The 18,447-nt window shown below is 36.4% G+C and carries 17 protein-coding genes; 13 read left to right on the top strand and 4 right to left on the bottom strand.

The features are described from left to right. Nucleotides 1-329: 329 nt before the first annotated feature. On the top strand, nucleotides 330-4,691 hold the full coding sequence (locus OLM61_RS02730) for a PKD domain-containing protein (protein ID WP_264524994.1): 4,362 nt from the start codon (nucleotides 330-332) through the stop codon (nucleotides 4,689-4,691). An 8-nt stretch (nucleotides 4,692-4,699) separates the two neighbouring features. After that, entirely contained in the window at nucleotides 4,700-5,689 is a 990-nt protein-coding gene (locus OLM61_RS02725; RefSeq protein WP_264524993.1) for a PorP/SprF family type IX secretion system membrane protein, read from the top strand. A 52-nt stretch (nucleotides 5,690-5,741) separates the two neighbouring features. On the opposite strand, the gene OLM61_RS02720 is transcribed toward OLM61_RS02725, so the two are convergent. Continuing rightward, the gene (locus OLM61_RS02720; protein WP_264524992.1) at nucleotides 5,742-6,707 is read right to left on the bottom strand and encodes a T9SS C-terminal target domain-containing protein; all 966 of its coding nucleotides are present in this window, start codon (nucleotides 6,705-6,707) and stop codon (nucleotides 5,742-5,744) included. 158 nt (nucleotides 6,708-6,865) lie between these two features. Here OLM61_RS02720 and OLM61_RS02715 point away from each other — a divergent pair, with 158 nt between their 5' ends. After that, nucleotides 6,866-8,284 (top strand): undecaprenyl-phosphate glucose phosphotransferase, encoded by a 1,419-nt coding sequence (locus OLM61_RS02715; RefSeq protein ID WP_264524991.1) that lies wholly within the window; start codon nucleotides 6,866-6,868, stop codon nucleotides 8,282-8,284. A 6-nt stretch (nucleotides 8,285-8,290) separates the two neighbouring features. Here OLM61_RS02715 and OLM61_RS02710 read toward each other — a convergent pair whose 3' ends face one another. Next, nucleotides 8,291-9,028 (bottom strand): tyrosine-protein phosphatase, encoded by a 738-nt coding sequence (locus tag OLM61_RS02710; RefSeq protein ID WP_264524990.1) that lies wholly within the window; start codon nucleotides 9,026-9,028, stop codon nucleotides 8,291-8,293. A gap of 115 nt (nucleotides 9,029-9,143) precedes the next feature. Between OLM61_RS02710 and OLM61_RS02705 the strand changes: the two genes are divergently transcribed. After that, nucleotides 9,144-10,334: a DUF5009 domain-containing protein gene (locus tag OLM61_RS02705; protein ID WP_264524989.1), complete on the top strand. Its 1,191-nt coding sequence runs from the start codon at nucleotides 9,144-9,146 to the stop codon at nucleotides 10,332-10,334. Between the two features lie 93 nt (nucleotides 10,335-10,427). Here the strand turns inward: OLM61_RS02705 and OLM61_RS02700 are convergent, their stop codons facing one another. Both OLM61_RS02700 and OLM61_RS02695 read right to left on the bottom strand, forming a co-directional pair. Continuing rightward, the gene (locus OLM61_RS02700; protein ID WP_264524988.1) at nucleotides 10,428-10,814 is read right to left on the bottom strand and encodes a hypothetical protein; all 387 of its coding nucleotides are present in this window, start codon (nucleotides 10,812-10,814) and stop codon (nucleotides 10,428-10,430) included. 11 nt (nucleotides 10,815-10,825) lie between these two features. Then, a complete protein-coding gene (locus OLM61_RS02695; RefSeq protein ID WP_264524987.1) occupies nucleotides 10,826-11,407 on the bottom strand; it encodes a hypothetical protein in 582 nt (193 codons plus the stop codon). A gap of 210 nt (nucleotides 11,408-11,617) precedes the next feature. On the opposite strand from OLM61_RS02695, the gene OLM61_RS02690 reads away from it, so the two are divergent. The 9 genes from OLM61_RS02690 (at nucleotide 11,618) to OLM61_RS02650 (ending at nucleotide 18,412) form a co-directional block, all read left to right on the top strand. Next, nucleotides 11,618-12,781 (top strand): glycosyltransferase family 2 protein, encoded by a 1,164-nt coding sequence (locus OLM61_RS02690; protein ID WP_264524986.1) that lies wholly within the window; start codon nucleotides 11,618-11,620, stop codon nucleotides 12,779-12,781. 84 nt (nucleotides 12,782-12,865) lie between these two features. Beyond that, on the top strand, nucleotides 12,866-14,179 hold the full coding sequence (locus OLM61_RS02685) for a dihydrolipoamide acetyltransferase family protein (RefSeq protein WP_264524985.1): 1,314 nt from the start codon (nucleotides 12,866-12,868) through the stop codon (nucleotides 14,177-14,179). 218 nt (nucleotides 14,180-14,397) lie between these two features. Continuing rightward, a complete protein-coding gene (locus tag OLM61_RS02680) occupies nucleotides 14,398-15,168 on the top strand; it encodes a 3'-5' exonuclease (protein WP_264524984.1) in 771 nt (256 codons plus the stop codon). Nucleotides 15,169-15,263: 95 nt separating this feature from the next. Next, the gene (locus OLM61_RS02675; protein ID WP_264524983.1) at nucleotides 15,264-15,875 is read left to right on the top strand and encodes a fumarylacetoacetate hydrolase family protein; all 612 of its coding nucleotides are present in this window, start codon (nucleotides 15,264-15,266) and stop codon (nucleotides 15,873-15,875) included. Further along, a complete protein-coding gene (locus OLM61_RS02670) occupies nucleotides 15,875-16,219 on the top strand; it encodes an Hpt domain-containing protein (protein WP_173966111.1) in 345 nt (114 codons plus the stop codon). Before OLM61_RS02675 ends, OLM61_RS02670 begins: the two co-directional genes overlap by 1 nt. Before the next feature lie 218 nt (nucleotides 16,220-16,437). Further along, nucleotides 16,438-17,691, top strand: a complete 1,254-nt coding sequence (locus OLM61_RS02665; RefSeq protein ID WP_264524982.1) for a CinA family nicotinamide mononucleotide deamidase-related protein — start codon at nucleotides 16,438-16,440, stop codon at nucleotides 17,689-17,691. A 71-nt stretch (nucleotides 17,692-17,762) separates the two neighbouring features. Further along, nucleotides 17,763-17,999: a 50S ribosomal protein L28 gene (rpmB, locus tag OLM61_RS02660; RefSeq protein ID WP_008468080.1), complete on the top strand. Its 237-nt coding sequence runs from the start codon at nucleotides 17,763-17,765 to the stop codon at nucleotides 17,997-17,999. A 27-nt stretch (nucleotides 18,000-18,026) separates the two neighbouring features. Then, nucleotides 18,027-18,209 (top strand): 50S ribosomal protein L33, encoded by a 183-nt coding sequence (gene rpmG, locus OLM61_RS02655; RefSeq protein WP_008253902.1) that lies wholly within the window; start codon nucleotides 18,027-18,029, stop codon nucleotides 18,207-18,209. 50 nt (nucleotides 18,210-18,259) lie between these two features. Beyond that, a complete protein-coding gene (locus OLM61_RS02650; protein WP_008468081.1) occupies nucleotides 18,260-18,412 on the top strand; it encodes a DUF4295 domain-containing protein in 153 nt (50 codons plus the stop codon). Nucleotides 18,413-18,447 lie beyond the last annotated feature (35 nt).

Below are 18,447 nucleotides of genomic sequence, written 5' to 3'. Positions count from 1 at the left end.
AACAACGTTAGAGATCAATTTTTGAATAGATACTCTTTGTGAGCAAGAAGTTTAAGACGGCCAATCGGGAGTCGTTATGACACGGTTGCAGCTCGTATGAAATACCATGAAATTACCCTGTTCCGGTTCTCTTTTTTTACACCTAAAACGGAGGTGTGTGCGAAATCATTTTTTTTAAGAGGCCGCTTTATCACAGTTATGCATTAAAAGATAACGGTTGTTACATTTAAAAAAAGGATACTAACGCTTTGGTTAAATTTATTTTTTGATGGCCAGATAAATAGGGCTAATCACAGCTTTAATGATATCTCCCTAATCTAAAAATTTTAATGAAAAAACTCTATTTTTTAGTACTCTGTTTTTCATTGGTTACTTCTTTTGGGTATAGTTTTAATAATGCCAATCCAGTTAGAGATAGTCTTTCAGATAGTAATTATAATCGACTGTCAGTATCTCCCACTGTCGATTTTAACTTCACCAATGACAATTCCTGTTCAGGGACTCTTATTACCTTTGTTTCAACGGTAAGTGGTAGTGGTCCTTTTCAATATTCTTGGGATTTTGGAGACGGAAGAGGTGCAACGAGTAGTAATCCTGTTCATACTTTTGATGCTGTGGGTTGCGGAACTCAAAATTTCACCATAAAATTGACGGTTACAGATGCCAATAGTGAAACAAGTACCGTTGCAAAGACGATTACAGTAAAACAGAAACCAAATCTAAGGTTCACCAATTTAGATAACTCAGGCACCTCTTTTGAAAAATGCGGAGATAACCTGAATCCCAAGTACACTATTAATGTTGGCAATATATCGAATTCAGCCTCATGTGTTTCATCCTATAATGTGGATTGGGGTGATGGAAGTTCGGAAACTAATATTACTTTTCCCAAAAAACATGATTACCTAAAATTAGGGGCCTATAAAATGGTGATTACCGGAATTGGAGTTAATGGCTGCAGTAATTCAGTTACCTCTATAGTTAGTAATTCGACTAATCCAAAAGGAGCTTTGATCACTCCGGGAAATACGACCAATTTATGTCTTCCGGTGGATACAATGGAATTCTCGATTGCAGCCTGGGGTTCTAATCCATCCGATACAAAATATGAACTTAATTTTGGAGATGGTACCATTGAACGATACAGTCAAAAAGATTTAGAAAGTTCCAAACAATATAATGCTGCAAATCCTGCGGCTTCTCTAAATTTTCCGGTATTGCATGAATTCAAAAAGACAAATTGTCCTGGAGGAAATACGGTCAGCTTAAATATAACAACAGCATGCGGACTCAGTAACCTGACAGCAGGTCCTATTATTATATTAGGGATTCCTCAGGTAGACTTCGAGGTTAATAAAATCTTATGTTCGAATACAGCTATAAATTTCGTCAATAAATCGACTGCAGGCTATGGTAATAATTGCAGTACTGCAAATATTTACACCTGGGATTTTGGAGACGGAACCATATCAAATGATGTTAATCCAATACATATCTATACGACATCGGGTACGTATACCATTAAATTAATAGCAAGAACACCTTGTGGTGTCGGCAACGAAGTCACAAAAACAGTTTGTGTTGAACCGGTATTACAACCTCAATTTACCTACAGTAAAGCATGTGCTTTGAAAGATGTTACCATTACTAATACAACCAATGCGACTCAGGGATGTGATGTTGAAAGTTATAATTGGAAAGTTATCAGATATACTGAAGGATTTTGCGGAGAATCGGAAGAATGGAGTTTTGTAAACGGAACAAATGAATCCTCTAAGAATCCGGTTTTTAATTTTGCAAATCCCGGAACCTACTATGTACAGCTAACGGCCAAAAATGCCTGCGGAATTTCCCAATCGGTAACCGAAATGATACAGGTGAAAAATCCACCTGTCATTACGCTGAATCCTATTCCTGATTATTGTAATGCTACAACGATCAACCCTGTGGGAACTGTAGATCAAAGCTGCTCTCCGGAATCAGAAATCAGCTATCTCTGGAGTTTCCCCGGAGCTACACCGGCTTCCTCTACAGCGCTTAATCCCGGACCCATAACTTACGCAAACAGTGGTAACTATACCGTTACCTTTAGTGTAACCAATAGTTGTGGAACTACTACAAAGACAACTCCTTTTGCGGTAGCTTTAACTCTGAAGCCTAGTATAAAGGCAAAGGCAATAAAGGTATGCAGCAAGAACAGCTTTCAGGTTGCACCGGTAACCAATACAACGGAGAATGTACCAACAGGAACGACTTATGTTTGGTCGGCCCCTGTAATTTCCCCCGCCGGAGCTGTAAGTGGTGCAAGTGCACAATCTTCGCCAAAATCCGATATCAGCCAGACTTTAGTAAATAATACCGACAGTCCGGCAACAGTAACTTATACGGTAACACCTGTATCAAAGGCTTGCACCGGAGCAGATTTTACAATAACAGTTACCGTCGATCCCTTAATAGAAGTAAAAGAAATGGTGAAAAACGGTACTTGTTTCGGGGCAAATGACGGTGCTATTGCTTTGGACGTAGAAGGAGGTATTCCTTTTGGAAAAGTAAATCCGTATACCTTTTTATGGACAGGACCTGATGGTTTTGCAAGCACTAATGAGGATATTTCCGGCCTAAAACCCGGAGACTATACTTTAACGGTAAAAGACAATGGCAATTGCCCATTTATAAAAACGTACAAAATTACGGAACCGGAATTATTTCAATTTTCAGCAGTTAAAAATGATATAAGCTGTTTTGGATTAAATGATGGAAATATCAGACTGTCCGTCAAAGGAGGAACACAACCTTATACCTATGTATGGACAAAAAACGGAAAGCCTTATCCTGCAACTGCTGAATATACAGATAATCTCAAACCCGGAACCTATGAGGTAACAATTACAGAAGTAAACGGCTGTAATACACTCAAAGGAAGTTATACCATAGAAGAACCTCCTGTGTTAAAAGCAAGCCTGATACAACAAATGAATGTTTTATGTTATGGCTATGCAACTGGTGAAATCGAAATGAAGGTAACCGGTGGCAGACTTATTGAAACCTCTTCGGGAGTCTTTAATTACAAATACAGCTGGACAGGGCCAAATGGTTTTACTAGTAATCTTCAAAACTTAAAAAATTTAGCAGCAGGAACTTATAAATTGACCGTTACGGATCGTTCCGGCTGTACCGATCAATTACAAGTTGTGTTAACCCAAAACACAGAAATAGTTTTTAACTACACTAAAACCGAAATGACGTGTTTTAATTCTGCAAATGCTTCAATTGTTATAAATAATATAAAAGGAGGAGTTCCCTTTACAACCAGAGATCCCTATATCATAAAGTGGAATAATCTGGGTACAGGACTTGTACAAAATAATTTATCACCGGGAACGTATATCGTTACAGTAACAGATGCATTAGGCTGCTCAAAAGAAGCTACAATAAGCATCGAAAGCGCTCCTGTTTTTAGCATAAAACCGGATGTTAAAGACGTTTCTTGTTTTGGTGCCAATGATGGTTATATTCATTTGAATCTTTTAGGAGGTAAAGCACCGCTTACTTTGGTTTGGGATGATAATCCATCAGCCGGAATAGAGCGTAATAATATAGGACCGGGAAAATATATTGTTACCATTACAGATTCCAAATCATGTGTGATAAAACAAACCTTTATTATTTCAGAACCTTTAGTACTGGAACTAAATGCTGATGTTTCGAACCCGTTAGATTGTGCAGATGCAAACACAGGAATAATTAATTTAATTGTAACAGGCGGCAAAGCTCCATTTACATACTCCTGGTCCAATGGTGCCAAAAGCGAAGATTTAAATAAACTTCCACCTGGAACCTATCAGGTTACCGTTACAGATGTTAATGGTTGTAAAAAAACTGGCGAATGGAAAATTACCCGATTCGAACAGCTAACACCTACTGTCGAGCTTAAAACAGATTTTAATTGCGAAACCAAATTTGTAAATCAAACATTTACAGGGCATGTAAAAGGAGGAGTTCCACCGTATAAACTAAGTTGGTCTGATGGGGTAGTAACAGGAGACCATAACGAAATAATGACTACAAATAAAGACGGATTGATTCTGTTTAGTGTAACGGACAGTTTTGGCTGTACTGCTGCTATCCCGTATAAAGTAAAAAAAACGGTTTTGGGTATCGCCAATTATACTACGGGTTCATATGCTAAAGATGTTTATGATATATATTCGGTTTATGACCCCATTTTATTCACCAATTTAGCTACCGGAGATGTTGTAAACACCTCCTGGGACTTTGGTGATGGTACTTTTTCTAATGAAGAAAATCCAAAACACATCTATACAAGAGAAGGAACGTATGCCACTACACAGACCGTTACTTATCCTTTTGGATGCCAGTATAAATACACATCAACATTGATAATCAAAAAAGGATATAGCATAATGATGCCGAACTCCTTTACTCCAAACAATGACGGTTACAATGATATATTCGCACCGGTATTTCTAGGTTTAGAGAATATTAGCCTGACTATTTTTGATACCTGGGGAGGTGTTATATATACCGAAACGGGGAAAAATATTAGGGGATGGAATGGAAAGATAAAAGATCTGGATGCCCAAAATGGGAATTATTATTTTACGCTCACTGCAAAAACTTTTTACAATCACACCGTAACCGAAAAAGGAGGATTTACATTAATTAAATAAAGCAAAGTATGAGATTAAAACTTTTTATCCTAATCCTTACAGGTTGTTTTTTTTCAGAAACAAGAGCGCAGGATCCCATTTTTACACAGTATTTCTTAATTCCGGAAACACTAAATCCCGGTTTTTCAGGGTTTATGGAAACTACTTATGCGGGTATTATTCACAGAGAACAATGGCCAGATTTAGATCTAAAAATAGATACCGATTATGCCTTCGTTAATACCTGGAACGAAAATATTAACAGCGGTTATGGATTGAGTGTTTTAAATCACAGACAAAATTTAAATCACTATAATTTTACACAAATCAACGCCAATTATGCCTATAGAGTAGAATTGAATGATACCTGGTCTTTTAGACCGGCAATCGAAGCTGGTTTCGGGTTAAAATCATTTGCTTTTCAAAACTTGCTGCTTGGCGATCAGATAAACATACAAACCGGCACAATAAATCCGACTTCAATTGATCCGATACTAAAAAATGATAAAGTCAATTTTTTTGATGTATCAGCAGGAATGGTTTTCAATACCGAAAGTTTATGGATTAGTTTAGCAATGAAACATCTTAACAGACCTGGTATTTCTTTTGCAACAGACGGGAATGCACGTTTAGATTCTTTCTTTTCGTTGAGTACAGGTTACAAGTTTCTATTGGCTGATTATGTCGATGTATTATTCCTGCCGTATGAAACCACCATGCTTGTAACATCAAACTATATGCAACAGGGGCGTTACAATCGATTGGACATAGGTGCATCAATTCTATTCGAAAAAATATACTTTGGAGTAACGGCGGCTACGAACCCGTCAAAAAACAATGCCGGAAATCAATTGCTTACTTCATTAAATTTGTTTACAGGATTACAGTACAAAAATCTGAAATTGGGTGTTTCTTATGACCTGAATACTTCCAAAATAGGAAGAACAGGGGGCGTTTACGAAGTTTTATTAACCTATCAATTTGATTCCTATGCAAAATGTTTCGGCTGCCCGTATTGAATAGAAAAGTAAATATTGTAATTTTTATGATTTCAATAGGGCTATCGGCAGATTATTTATGAAGATGGGAATTCAATACAGGACTTAAATCAAAACAATGAATCTGCTGAGGTACATTGATGAGCGGTTTTCGAACCAGTGCTTCATTTGTCAGATAATAATGTCGCCCATCTGATGTTGCGATTCCTTCTATTTGATGAAAAGGAAGTTTTAAATTGATTCTTCGTTTGTTTCCCGATACAAAATCAGTGTTTTTGAAATCGTATAAAAGGTACAAGAACGGTTTGCCTAACCTGGAATACCCACAAAGCACAATTCGTTTTTCGGAAGCGAAATAAGAAGCTCCGGTTACCAGGCCTTTTGTATTCAGGCTATGTTTTAGCTGTGCAACGTGACTGCCCGATTGGTTGGGCAAAACATAGACATTTGTTCTGGCTGTTTTCCATTGTTTGGTAAACAAATAAATGCTATCTTTAGATACTATAAAGGCCTCACAATCAAAACGGGCAGTGTTTGGTTTTTTAGAGGAGAAATCCGTTTGATCGGCATATCGAAACGAAATGGTTTCAATCGTTGGACTTCCTTCTAAAAACGACTTTTTTTCTATTTTTAAAATGTGCAGATCACTTCTGTTGTCTGACAGGTTATTTCCAAAATCTCCAACATATATAAAAGAGCTGTCTTGCGAAATCTCTTCCCAGTCGTGATTTACGGCTTGCTCCAGAACAACTTTTTTTCGAATTTTCCCCAATGTATCTAAGCCGTAGATAGTTTGATCGTGATCGTCATTGTGCGTCCACAACAAATTATCGAAAGCTATTAATCCCGAGGTTTCTTTGATCGAATCACTTAGGGGGTTAGAATATACAGGTTTTAGAGAAATCTTTTTGTAGTTACAGCTTCCGTCATTGACTGTTGCACTGGGATTGTAATTTTTAGAAAGAGGGTCGGTACAGCCCAAAACCTGCGCATTTGCAAAAGAAATAGTGAGGCAAAAGAGTAAAATAGTCTTAATCATGGTCTGCAATATTAAATTTGCATAACATAAAAGTAAACTTTTAAAGATAGATTTTAAATAATGCCCAAAAATATAATTAAAGTACTATTTTGCACTACTAATTTTCACGGATTTTTAATCAGTTTTTATTTCGCTTAGAAGAAGTATATACCCATAATATGGAAATTTTACAGAAACTGTCGCATTATCGTTTTTCGCGCTATTTCAAGCTTTTATTTGTTTGCGTTGATGTTGTATTGCTAAATTTAGCAACGGTACTGTCTGCACTCACCAGATTTGGCAGCATAGACAAACTTTTATCAAAAGAAGAACGAACCGTTGCATTATTGTCGATTTTAATTTGGGTAGCATTATTATTTCAAAATGATTCGAACAGAAGTATAAGGGTTGAACCTATCGAATCGATATTGGTCAGAACAATTCGGAAGTTAATAATACATGCTGCTCTCATTTCGGTATTTGTAGTGTATTTACAATACTACGATATTTCCAGATTAAGATTGTTTTCATTCTATTTGATCTTTTTTAGTTTGTTGATGATTTCCAGATATTTATCAATGAAACTTTTAAAATACATTAGAGCACAAGGTTATAATTTTAAAACATTTATTGTAGTAGGAGCAAATGAATCCGGAGAAAAAATTCGCAAAATATTAGCTAAAGATCTAACCTTTGGTTATAAATTTTTAGGTTTTTTTGATGAAAAAATAGATTTGTCAATAGACAATCACACAGCCGTTTTAGGAGATTTTGATGCAATTAGAGCATTTGTTATGCAGCATACCGTAGATGAAATGTATGTGTCTTTACATATTGATAAGATCGAGATAATTAATCAGCTGACTTTAATTTGTGAACAAAACATGATTCGTATTAAGTTTATTCCGGACTTTCAGCTGTACACAAAAGCAAGTAAGGTTGAAGTAAATTTTTATGAAAACACACCTGTTCTAATGTTTCGAACTGAGCCGCTAGAGTTTTCGGGTAACAGGCTTCTTAAAAAAGTATTTGATCTTTGCTTTTCGGGATTAGTAATCTTATTGATATTTCCATGGTTGTTTCTTATTATAATGTTGATTATTAAAATAGAATCGCCAGGGCCAGTTTTTTTTAAACAAGAAAGAGCTGGTCGTGATAAAAAATCGTTTACTTGTTTGAAATTTAGAAGTATGTACATCAATGATTTAGCAAACGATAAAATTGCTGAAAGAGGTGACAGTCGTGTTACTAAATTTGGGGCTTTTATTCGCAAAACAAGTATTGATGAACTGCCTCAGTTTTTTAATGTCTTTTGGGGAGATATGTCAGTAGTAGGGCCAAGACCGCATATGATAAATGTAGTTAAAGAATATAGCGATTTAATAGATAATTACTTAGTGCGCCAGTATGCTAAACCCGGAATTACGGGCTGGGCGCAGGTAAACGGTTACCGTGGCGAGACCAAAGAACTAGTTGATATGGAGAATAGGGTGGAATATGATATTTGGTACATCGAAAACTGGAGCCTGATGTTAGATATTAAGATCATTATAAAAACGATCATCAACATCGTAAAAGGTGAAGAAAATGCGTACTGATATCGCTTAAAATTTAAAAAACTGATTGTTGGCAATAACTTCTTTTAGGTTGGAAATACTGTTGATTTTTATCTTCTGATCAAAAGCCCTGATGTGGTTCATATGATGAACATCGGTTCCGGTAAAATCATACATTCCTTTTTTAAGAAGTTCTTCTGCCGTTTTGCCAATTCGTTCTCCATAGTAACCCACAACAGCCAATAAATTGAGCTGAAACAAGCAGCCAGCTTTTTTTAGCTTTTCATATTCATTAAAATCTTTTCGATAATACAAATAACGCTCCGGATGTGCCAGAACCGGAATGTACCCGGCTACCTGTAATTCAAAAAGAGTTTTGTACAGCTGGAGAGGGGCGTTTTGATAGGAGATTTCTACCAGCACATAATTGTCTTTTAGCGTTAAAAGTTTTTCATTTTTAAAATGATTCTCAAACCAATCGTCTATAAAATATTCTGCAGCAGCCCGAAAAGGAACTTTAAGCTGATTTTCTTCTAACAAAAGCTGAGTCTCCTGCTGTTTTGTTGTAATAAGCTGAGCCGAATTATTCCACACATAATGATGGATGTGGGGTGTAGTAGTAAATTGTGATACTCCTATTTCGCGAAACGCATTGACAAGTTTTATTGTGTCCGTAATAGTTTTGGCGCCATCGTCGATTCCCGGCAATACATGCGAATGGATATCAACATAATGATCCGACAACAGATCTTTTAGCAGAGGTTTTGGTTTTAAAAAGGATAACATGTTGCAAAAGTATGTAAATAAGAAGAATTTGTGATGCTTTAATTTTAATGTAAGGAATGCAATTGGTCATTTCATAAATATATTATATTTGAGATTCCTAAAAATCGAATCATTTATGAAAATAAAAGAAAATTTATACAATCAAAGAATTATTTCGATAGACGCTTTACGCGGAATCACAATTTTTGTTATGATTTTTGTAAATGAGCTGGCCAGTATCACCAATGTACCACAATGGATGAAACATATGCCCGCAGATGCTGATGCCATGACTTTTGTAGACCTGGTTTTTCCCGCCTTTTTATTTATTGTAGGAATGTCTGTTCCGTTTGCTTTTAATGCCCGATTAATCAAAGGAGACAGCGTAAAAACGATTTGGACACATACTTTAAAAAGAGCTTTGGCGCTTATAATTATTGGCGTTTTTATGGTCAATGCTTCTGAAGGTTACGATGCGGCTAAAATGATTATTTCACCTGCATTTTGGGGATTTTTGGCCTTTTTGATGCCAATTCCAATTTGGAATAAATATGCCAAAGATTTTCCGACAGGATTAAAAAATATTCTTCAATATGGTGGAATGGCAGTTTTAATAGCACTTTACTTTTTATATGTTCAGGATACCGGCAACATTGGGATCACGCCAAAATGGTGGGGCATTCTGGGGCTGATAGGCTGGGCTTACCTTTTTACAGTGGTGTATTATTGGCTGGTTTCCGGGAAATTAGCGGCAATGATTGTTTTTTTAGTGGTGTGTGTGGTTGCAAATTCTGTAAATCTGATAGAAGGATCGGTTTTACATCAAACACCATGGTTGAGTTTTATTGCGGGACATTTAACGCACGCTTCCTTAGTTGCTGCCGGAGTAGTAATTTCGTTATTGTTTTTTGATCGAAAAGTACCTGCTAAAATCAATTGGGGAGTACTAGGTTTTATCGTCTTGTTTTTTGTAACGGGATATTTATTACGACCGTATTTTGGAATTTCAAAAATAAAAGGAACGCCTTCCTGGACCATGTTTTCAGCTGCGATTTGTACGGTACTGTTCTATTTTCTGTACTGGCTCATGGAACTTAAAAAACAAACCAAATGGAGTAATTTCTTTATGCCCGCCGCCGCAAATCCGTTATTGATTTATATACTGCCGGGCGTGATCTATTATTTCTGCAAGACCATTAATATTCATATTATTCCGGGTTATTTCCGCGAAGGAGTTCCGGGAATCATCTGGTCCTTAGTTTTTTCGACGATCATGCTTTATGTGATGAAAATTTGTAACAAGTATAAGATTCAGTTGCATCTGTAGAGAGGTGGTAAGTTTCAGGTTTCAAGTTTCAGGTTTTAGGTGCGCTAAGAACTTGAAACTTGAAACCTGAAACTTTTCAACAAGAACAAACACTCAACGTACTCTTTTAAACGCAATCGGTCCGGTTCTTTTCTTGTTGTCGATAAAAGTACCTTCGAGCGTATTTCCGTCTTCAGACAATGTCAAAGTATGTGTTCCCTGTGTTGCCCAGCCTTCAATGGGTAATGTGACGCCTACCGTATAAACAATAGTGTTTCCGGTTCTTTTTCCCGTGCCGCTTTCCACAAATTTCTGTCCTTTCCATTCCAGGTAATGCGAGAAAATAACCTTTCCGTTTTGCTCTGATACAATTGCGACAGCGTTTTGTACGCCTGGATTGATGTCTTCCCAAACACCATTAATGTCGATTTTTTTCTGGCTGTAGCCGTTGTTTGAAAAGAATAGCGCGGTCAGTAGTAAAAGATAAAGCCTTATTTTCATATTTCTTAAAATTAAAGAGTAACTGATTTTATTTCTAAAAAAGCTCCTGAAACCGGATTGTAATTCACAAAGTTGAATTTGCATAAATTATGAATGTTGAGAAGCTTTCCGTTGGGCAAACCATCCTGTCTGAAAGCGGTCCATGGAATTTTGATGGTTTTAAATTGATTTGGAGAAGGCGCCAGATCAACTCTTGGATGAGATCCTCCATGCACACAACCCGTTCCTTCTTCGTTTCCTTCACGGGCCTGGAGTTTGATTAGTTGTGAAGACTTATAAGTAATACGCACAAATCGGGAATCATCCGGTAAATTAACAGGAGCACCGTCATTTGAGTCAGAAGACGTAATCAGGACATTCAGTTCAATTTCACCCAAAGGATTGTCTTTTGCAGTGACTTTTATAATCCCTTTTTCTTCACGAACCTTATTAATCGTTTCCTGATTTTCTATAGCGGGACCAGCAATGTACCAGACTGAGGTTTTGACTAAGTCTTTACCCGGATCTTTAACGAAAGTGAAACCTGATAGTAAAAATCCAAAACTTAGTAATACAAGTAAAGAATAAATCTCAATCTGGGTTTTGATTTTCATACGGCAGTTTTTTTCAACTCAAAAATAGACTTTTTTACCTGGTATTCAAATTAGAGACTTGCAATTTCAGGAAATGAAATTTCCTGTTGAAACGAGCAAAAGAACAGTAATTGGGTACTGGATTTTAGGGTCGGTAAAAACGATGGGTCATTACGGCCAGATTTGGCTGAAAATTTCTAACTTTCCCAAAAATCTATTCCCTTATTTTTCATGCAACTATCGGTAATTATTCTGAATTATAATGTTCGTTACTTTCTGGAACAATGTGTTTTAAGTGTTCAGGATGCCATTGCGTCGCTTGATGCCGAAATTATTGTAGTGGATAATAATTCATCAGACGAGAGCTGTTTGATGATGAAAACAAAGTTTCCAACGGTAAAATTGATTCAAAACGATACCAATTTTGGTTTTCCAAAAGGCAATAATATTGGAGTTGCAGAGGCTAAAGGAAAGTATGTTTGCATCTTGAATCCGGATACCGTTGTTGGCGAAAGTACGTTTAAGAAAATTATCGCTTTCGCCGAAAGACAAATCAATTTAGGAATTGTCGGTTGCAAATTAATCGATGGTACCGGAGCTTTTTTACCCGAAAGCAAACGCGGGATCCCGACACCATGGGTGGCTTTTACTAAAATTTTCGGATTGTATAAAGTTTTTCCAAAATGGAAACTTTTCAATCAGTACTACGCGCAGCATTTAGGAACAAACGAAAGCGGAAAGGTTGATATTTTGGTGGGGGCCTTTATGTTGATGACGCGTGATTTGTATTTAGAATTGGAAGGTTTTGATGAAAAATGCTTCATGTATGCAGATGATATTGATTTGTCGTATAGGGCATTGCAAAAGAAGAAATCGAATTATTATTTTCATGAAACCACCGTTTTGCATTACAAAGGCGAAAGCACAATAAAAGATGAAAAATACATGAAACGCTTTCAGGAAGCCATGAGTTTTTTCTATCAGAAGCATTTCAGGAAATCATGGTTTTTTGAATTTTTCATTCAAATCGGAATCTGGTTCTTTTCATTTGTGAAAATGTTTCAGGGAAAAACAAAATCAAAACCACTGCCGGAAAGAGTTGTTTTTTACTCTTCAAATCGAATTTTGTCTGAAAAATTACCTCAAATTTTAAAAAATAAAGTCACCTTTTTAGATTTCAAAAAAGAAAAAATGGTAAATTCGTGCCAGGTTTTTAAGAGTAAAAGAGTTGAACTTATTTTGGATAATCACTATGTTTCATTCGAAAAATGTATCAAAATCATAGAAACTATTAAAGATAAGAACATTACTTTTAAGATTTTCCCCAAAAATGCAAATTTTATTATTGGGAGCAATTCGCGGAATGACAGGGGGCAAATTGTAAAAATCGAGTAAAAAATTATATTAAGTGTAATTTATATTCAAAATATTCAGTAATTTCGCAATCTGAAAATCAAAATCACCTTTTAGATTAACAATATGGCAAGATTTGAATTGAAACTTCCTAAAATGGGAGAGAGTGTCGCTGAAGCAACTATTACAAACTGGTTGAAAGAAGTTGGAGACAGAATTGAAGCTGATGAAGCAGTACTGGAAATTGCAACTGATAAGGTTGACAGTGAAGTGCCAAGCGAGGTATCAGGAGTTTTGATTGAGCAATTGTTCGGTAAAGACGATTTGGTTCAGGTAGGGCAAACTATTGCAATTATCGAGACAGAAGGTGATGCACCGGCTGTAAAGGCAGTAGAAACTGCTGCTCCGGCAGAAGTCGCTGAAATCGAAAAAACAATCGAAGTTGCGAAGGATGCAGTAACTGCACCGCAGGATTTTTCAGGATCGGATAAGTTCTTTTCTCCATTAGTAAAAAACATTGCTAAAGAAGAGGGAGTTTCTGTTGCTGAATTAGAAAGTATTGCTGGTTCAGGTAAAGACGGTCGCGTAACAAAAGAAGATATTTTAAAATATATTGAAGCTCGTAAATCGGGTGCTCAGGCTCCAAAAGCAGTTGCGGAAGCTCCAAAAGCGGTTCAGCCTGCGGCTCCTGTTCAAAAAAGCCAGCAAGCAGTTCCGGTATCTGTTAACGGAGGCGATGAAATCGTTGAAATGGACAGAATGCGTAAGCTGATCTCCGGATACATGGTCGCTTCGGTACAAACTTCGGCACACGTACAGTCGTTTATCGAAGTAGATGTAACAAACATTGTAAAATGGAGAGATAAAGTAAAAAGCGCTTTCGAGAAAAGAGAAGGCGAGAAGCTGACTTTTACACCAATTATGATGGAAGCAGTTGCAAAAGCTTTAAAAGATTTCCCGGGAATGAATATTTCTGTTGATGGTGATTACATCATCAAAAAGAAAAATATAAACTTAGGAATGGCGGCAGCTTTGCCAAATGGAAATTTGATTGTTCCGGTAATTAAAAATGCAGATCAGCTGAATTTAGTTGGAATGGCAAAAGCCGTTAACGATTTAGGAAACCGTGCAAAAGCAGGAAAACTAAAACCAGACGATACACAAGGCGGAACTTATACGGTAACCAATGTGGGGACTTTTGGAAGTGTTTTCGGTACTCCGATTATCAATCAGCCGCAAGTTGGAATTCTGGCTTTGGGAGCTATTCGTAAAGTACCTGCGGTTATTGAAACTCCGGAAGGCGATTTTATCGGAATCCGTCAAAAAATGTTCTTATCACACTCGTACGACCACAGGGTAGTAGATGGTGCTTTAGGTGGAAGTTTTGTAAAAAGAGTAGCAGAATATTTAGAAGCTTTTGATGTAAACAGAGATTTTTAATTCTGCTTTAAAAATAAATTCAAACCCGGGAAATTTTAATGATTTCCCGGGTTTTTTGTTTTGTAAGAAAAGGTTAAGAAAGCGAACGGAAGCTTGCTTTTCAAATGAATTTAAAAGTTAAAATCGAGCAATTACAGCCCTTTTTGTTTAAAAAAGTCAAGAATAAAAGAGGAAATTCGGCTTTAAAAATTACATTTGTAATCTTATAAAAATTAAAAATGGAACTCAAACTCAACAAACCAATTTGCTTTTTTGATCTTGAAACAACCGGAATTGACATCGGTAAAGATCGAATTGTAGAAATTTCGATATTCAAAGTTTTTCCAAACGGAAATAAAGAAAGTAAAACCTGGTTGGTGAATCCTACGATTCCAATTCCGCCACAAACAACTGCTGTTCATGGTATCACGGATGAAAAAGTGGCCAATGAGCCTACTTTTGCTGAATTGGCACCACAGGTTTACAATATGATTAAAGACAGTGATTTAGGCGGTTTTAATTCAGATCGTTTTGATATTCCGTTATTGGCGGAAGAATTGCTGCGTGCCGGAGTTGATTTTGATATGAAAAACAAAGTTTCGGTAGACGTACAAACGATTTTTCATAAAATGGAAGAACGTACCTTAAGTGCGGCACTAAAATTCTATTGCGGAAAAAGTCTGGAGAACGCGCATTCGGCAGAGGCTGATACAATGGCTACCTACGAAATCTTAAAAGCGCAGCTGGACCGTTATCCGGAGTTGGAAAATGATATGAAAGCATTGTCTGAATTTACAACCCGTAAAAAAATCGCTGATTTTGCCGGAATGATTGCGTTTGATAAAGACAACGAAGAAATCTTTACCTTCGGAAAACACAAAGGTGCTAAAGTAGATAAGATTTTAGAAAGCGAGCCGGGCTATTTCAGCTGGATTCAAAATGCTGATTTTCCTTTGTATACCAAAAAAGTCTTAACGGCAATTAAATTAAGAAAGTTAAACACAAAATAAGGTTCTGAGATACTAAGGTTCTGAGGTGCTAAGTTTTTTTGCATAAAGTTTCTCAGAACCTTAGCGACTCAGTGCCTTAGTAACTTATATAAGAAATGAAGATTATTTGTATCGGTAGAAATTATACCAATCACATTGAGGAGTTAAAAAACGAGCGCCCGACAGAGCCGGTGGTTTTTATGAAGCCGGATTCGGCAGTTTTATTGAAACAACATCCGTTTGTAATTCCGGAATTTTCTGAAGAAATTCATCACGAAATTGAGATTGTTGTTAAAATTAGTAAAGTGGGGAAGTATATCGAGCCTAAATTTGCGCACAAGTATTACGACGAAATTAGTGTGGGTATCGATTTTACTGCCAGAGATTTACAGGAAAAATTAAAAGCAAAAGGATTGCCGTGGGAAAAAGCAAAAGCTTTTGACGGTTCTGCAGTTATTGGAGAGTTTTTGCCAAAGACTGATTTTGTTTCGATGGAAAATCTTACATTTGAACTGACAAATAATGCTAAAACGGTTCAAAAAGGAAATACCGGTTTTATGCTTTGGAAAATTGACGAGCTGGTTTCGTATGTTTCGCAGTTTTTCACGCTTAAAATTGGTGATATCATTTTTACGGGAACACCGGAAGGTGTAGCTGGTGTTAAACCAAATGACGTTTTAGAGGGCTTTTTAGAAGATAAAAAATTATTCAGAATACAAGTAAAGTAATGGCTTTAAAATACAACCTTTCGAAAGTATATGCGCTTTCAGACAATGATCCGGAATTTGTAAACGAAATTCTTAAATTATTTGTTACTGAAGTTCCGGAGGATTTGAAACAAATCAAAGAAGGAATTAAAAAGAAAGATCATAAGTATGCCTATTCATACGCGCATAAAATAAAACCTACATTGGATTTAATGGGGTTGAATGTCGCTTTTGAAGAAATTCTGCAAGTTGAAGCCTGGACCAAAGCCGAAGGCAAGAAAAAAGAAATTATCGAAACTTTTAAAAGCATTAAGGTGCAGGTTAAAGAAGCGATCAAGGAGATTAAAAAAGACTTTGATTTGTAAGTTTTTGGGGTAATCTTGTTTGTTTTCTTTTGTTGGTGCCGGAAGACAGGAATTAGTACGGATCAGAACGCTGAATCTTTTGTGCTGAAAATTTTGCTTAAGAGTTATTTTAATTCTTGTAAAAGTATCTCCTGTCTGTCTTTTGTGCGAATCGCTGCAACAACAACCTTATTTTTTAATAATGGCTTACGATAAGTAAGTGAAAATATTCTACCGCTATGAAAGCAACCATCATTACTATTGGGGATGAAATTTTAATTGGTCAGATTGTAGATACAAACTCAGGTTTTATCGCAAAATCACTGGATCGCATTGGTGTCGAAGTACATGAAATGATTTCGATTAGTGATGATAAAAAGCATATTTTAGACACATTTGCCCAATTGCAGAATAAAGTTGACGTGGTGATTGTAACGGGTGGTTTAGGCCCGACAAAAGACGACGTCACCAAAAAAACATTCTGCGATTATTTTAATGATGAGTTAGTGATAAACCCTGAAGTTCTGGCTCACGTGACAGAATTGATCGAGGGGTTTTATAAGCGTCCAATTTCACAATTAAATAGAGATCAGGCCTTAGTGCCGTCCAAATGTACCGTTTTGCACAATAAAATGGGAACAGCTCCGGGGATGTGGATGAAGAAAGAAAACACCGTTTTTGTTTCGCTTCCGGGAGTTCCGTACGAAATGAAATATTTGGTTGAAGAAGAGATAATTCCCAAAATAGTTCGCGAATACAAGCGTCCGTACATCATTCATAAAACAATTTTAACCTATGGACAGGGCGAGAGCCTAGTTGCGGAACGTATCGAAGATTGGGAGAACAATTTGCCTGATTTTATCAAGTTAGCCTATCTGCCTAATCCGGGACGGGTACGTTTGCGTTTGTCTGCCAGAGGAACCGATAAAGAAGTGCTGGAAGCAGCAATTGAAGAGAATGTAAAATCTTTAGATGCTATAATCAACGATATCATAGTGGGTTATGAGGAAAATGAAACCATTGAATCAGTAGTCGGGAAGGTTTTAGCCAAACAGCATAAAACGATTTCGACGGCCGAAAGTTTTACAGGAGGAAAAATAGCCTCGCTTTTGTCGTCTATTCCGGGAGCTTCTGCTTATTTTAAAGGCAGTGTGGTTTCCTATGCGACAGAGGCTAAGGTCAATGTTCTCGGTGTTTCACAGGATTTGATTGGTCAATTTTCGGTTGTAAGTGCTGAAGTTGCATCGGCTATGGCTTTGAATGTGAAAGAGATGCTTAAAACGGACTATGCAATTGCGACAACCGGGAACGCCGGACCGACAAAAGGAGACTCCGATGCTGAAATTGGAGCTGTTTTTATCGCTTTGGCCACTCCGAACGGAATAATTGTCGAAGAATTTAACTTTGGCCAACCACGTGAAAAAGTGATAGATAGAGCAACTATCAAGAGTTTAGAAATTTTACAGAAAGAAATTTTAAAATTTGTGCAATAATTTTTTGCTACAATGGTTTATTTTTCTTTTCTTTGCACCCTGATTTTGAATAACGATAAAAGATAAGTATAATGTCAAGAGTTTGTGACCTTACAGGTAAAAGAGCGATGGTAGGAAATAACGTTTCTCACGCTATGAACAAAACTAAGAGAAAGTTTTCTGTAAACTTAGTTAAAAAGCGTTTTTATCTTCCAGAAGAAGATAGATGGATTACTCTTAGAGTAGCAGCATCTACGATAAAAACAATTAATAAAAATGGAATCACTGCTGTTTTGAAAAAAGCACAGTCAGAAGGATTTATCAAATAATCTTTTCCTAAATAAATATATAGCAAGATGGCAAAGAAAGGTAATAGAATCCAGGTAATTTTAGAATGTACTGAGCACAAGACTTCTGGTGTTCCAGGTACTTCTAGATATATAACAACTAAGAACAAGAAAAATACTCCGGACAGATTAGAGATTAAGAAATTTAATCCAATCTTGAAACGCGTAACTGTTCATAAAGAAATTAAGTAATTAATTAGAAATTTTTAGTAATAATAAAAATTTCAAATAACATTTGAATCATGGCAAAGAAAACCGTAGCATCGTTACAAACATCTTCTAAGAGATTATCAAAAGCCATCAAAATGGTTAAATCTCCTAAAACTGGTGCATATACATTCGTAGAATCTATTATGGCTCCTGAAGAAGTTGATGAATTCTTGAAAAAGAAATAATAACAATCACAGTATATAGAAAAGCTACTTTCATT

Source organism: Flavobacterium sp. N502536, from assembly GCF_025947345.1.
Taxonomy (GTDB): Bacteria; Bacteroidota; Bacteroidia; order Flavobacteriales; family Flavobacteriaceae; genus Flavobacterium.
The sequence above is the reverse complement of the archived record's forward strand: the minus strand, read 5'-3'. Positions and strand labels throughout refer to the sequence as shown.

Coding starts and splice junctions, on each gene's coding strand:
- OLM61_RS02730 (WP_264524994.1), top strand. CDS start 330: ATGAAAAAACTCTATTTTTTAGTACTCTGTTTTTCATTGGTTACTTCT.
- OLM61_RS02725 (WP_264524993.1), top strand. CDS start 4,700: ATGAGATTAAAACTTTTTATCCTAATCCTTACAGGTTGTTTTTTTTCA.
- OLM61_RS02720 (WP_264524992.1), bottom strand. CDS start 6,707: ATGATTAAGACTATTTTACTCTTTTGCCTCACTATTTCTTTTGCAAAT.
- OLM61_RS02715 (WP_264524991.1), top strand. CDS start 6,866: ATGGAAATTTTACAGAAACTGTCGCATTATCGTTTTTCGCGCTATTTC.
- OLM61_RS02710 (WP_264524990.1), bottom strand. CDS start 9,028: ATGTTATCCTTTTTAAAACCAAAACCTCTGCTAAAAGATCTGTTGTCG.
- OLM61_RS02705 (WP_264524989.1), top strand. CDS start 9,144: ATGAAAATAAAAGAAAATTTATACAATCAAAGAATTATTTCGATAGAC.
- OLM61_RS02700 (WP_264524988.1), bottom strand. CDS start 10,814: ATGAAAATAAGGCTTTATCTTTTACTACTGACCGCGCTATTCTTTTCA.
- OLM61_RS02695 (WP_264524987.1), bottom strand. CDS start 11,407: ATGAAAATCAAAACCCAGATTGAGATTTATTCTTTACTTGTATTACTA.
- OLM61_RS02690 (WP_264524986.1), top strand. CDS start 11,618: ATGCAACTATCGGTAATTATTCTGAATTATAATGTTCGTTACTTTCTG.
- OLM61_RS02685 (WP_264524985.1), top strand. CDS start 12,866: ATGGCAAGATTTGAATTGAAACTTCCTAAAATGGGAGAGAGTGTCGCT.
- OLM61_RS02680 (WP_264524984.1), top strand. CDS start 14,398: ATGGAACTCAAACTCAACAAACCAATTTGCTTTTTTGATCTTGAAACA.
- OLM61_RS02675 (WP_264524983.1), top strand. CDS start 15,264: ATGAAGATTATTTGTATCGGTAGAAATTATACCAATCACATTGAGGAG.
- OLM61_RS02670 (WP_173966111.1), top strand. CDS start 15,875: ATGGCTTTAAAATACAACCTTTCGAAAGTATATGCGCTTTCAGACAAT.
- OLM61_RS02665 (WP_264524982.1), top strand. CDS start 16,438: ATGAAAGCAACCATCATTACTATTGGGGATGAAATTTTAATTGGTCAG.
- rpmB (WP_008468080.1), top strand. CDS start 17,763: ATGTCAAGAGTTTGTGACCTTACAGGTAAAAGAGCGATGGTAGGAAAT.
- rpmG (WP_008253902.1), top strand. CDS start 18,027: ATGGCAAAGAAAGGTAATAGAATCCAGGTAATTTTAGAATGTACTGAG.
- OLM61_RS02650 (WP_008468081.1), top strand. CDS start 18,260: ATGGCAAAGAAAACCGTAGCATCGTTACAAACATCTTCTAAGAGATTA.